At 51.8% G+C, this 1,508-nt stretch carries 2 protein-coding genes; both read left to right on the forward strand.

The window, feature by feature from the left end:
• The first annotated feature begins 284 nt into the window (after window positions 1–284).
• A complete protein-coding gene (locus AC1DRJ_RS27340) occupies window positions 285–461 on the forward strand; it encodes a hypothetical protein (protein ID WP_477804895.1) in 177 nt (58 codons plus the stop codon).
• Between the two features lie 310 nt (window positions 462–771).
• Window positions 772–1,508 (forward strand): phosphate ABC transporter substrate-binding protein PstS (gene pstS, locus AC1DRJ_RS27345; RefSeq protein WP_477804896.1); only part of this gene is annotated, 737 nt, incomplete at its 3' end.

A 1,508-nucleotide genomic window follows, 5' to 3' on the forward strand; every position in this document is an offset into this window, starting at 1 on the left:
CACACCGTGATCAGGGCGCTCAGTCTGGTCTCTTGCCTGCGCGAGCTGTCGATTCAATGCCCTGAGTCCGACCTGAGCGGCTCCAAATCGCCCCCTACTGGGAAGTCGCATCAGACAAGCACTGCAAACTGGCGTCGCTGCTTGATCACTTTGAGAAAGGTCTGACGAAGTCTAGATACTAAGGTCTAATTGACCTGAAAGCATTGTTGTAGAGCCTTTTATAAATTTTTGAATCATCTGAAAAATGCGCTACCCTCCGCCGCATCAATAGCAAGGGTTTGCAAATGAACATCAAGATTGTGGCGAATGAGCAAGGAAGCGGTTGCAAAGTTTGGCTTGACGAAACGGCAGTTTCGTTCCCCAGCCTGGAGGACGCTCAAACCTACATTTCCCAGCTTGAAGAGCGGATAGAGGCAGCCTCTCATACATTTGCTCAGGATGCTGGGAACCCGGAGGTTTAGGTAAGCATCTCGTCAGAGGTCGCCTATTAGGCCAGTCTGCCTACGCGACCTGATTGCTCTACAAGCCAGAGCATTCGCGAAATGACTCCACCCCTATTTGGTTTTTTGTTCGTTCCGTATTCACAAATATTTGTCTTATAGATTGCCCAGAAGCCGAACTTGAGCTTGACTGGCGGCAACACGACTAATGCGAAACTGACAGAAAATAGGGGGCTGGCCAAGTTGGCGCAATCCAGCCATTCAACCTTCATAAAAACTTAACAAAATTGCTGCAGAGTTTGGGAGCCCGTTATCACAATGAGTTCCTTCAATGAAAAGTTTGATGAAGTCTGCTGCGTTCGCCGTTACGGTTTCGCTTTGTGCCACCTCAGTGTCTTTTGCTGATGAAAGCGTCCGCCTGACAGGTTCGGGTGCCAGTTTTCCGGCACCTATCTACCTCACCTGGTTCAAGGATTTCAGCAAGAAAACMGCTGGCGTTACCGTGGATTACCAATCCAAGGGCAGCGGCGCGGGTGTGCAGGACTTCCTGAACAAAACCGTTGATTTCGCGGCCAGTGACTCGGCAATGAAAGACGAAGACATTGCCAAGGTTGCCGAGGGCGCGCAGTTGCTGCCGATGACTGCGGGTGAAATCGTGCTGGCTTACAACCTGCCGGGCAGTCCCAAAGGGCTTAAATTGCCACGCGACGTTTACTCCAATATTTTCCTGGGCAAGATCACTCGCTGGAATGATCCACAGATCGTCGCGGCCAACCCGGAGCTAAAACTACCCGACATGCCGATCACGGTTGTCGTGCGTGCAGATTCCAGCGGTACTACCGCGGTATTCACAAAGCACATGGCGGCAATCAATCCTGAGTTCAACAAGGCGCTAGGTGAAGGCAACACCGTCAACTGGCCGGCCAGCGACAAATTCATCAAATCGCCTAAGAATGATGGTGTAACAGCCACCGTACGCCAGACCCCAGGTGCGATTGGTTACATCGAATACGGCTTCGCCAAGCTGGCCAAGGTCGACTTTGCCCAGTTGCAGAACAAGGCCGGGGC

This window comes from Pseudomonas sp. P5_B2 (assembly GCF_056400445.1).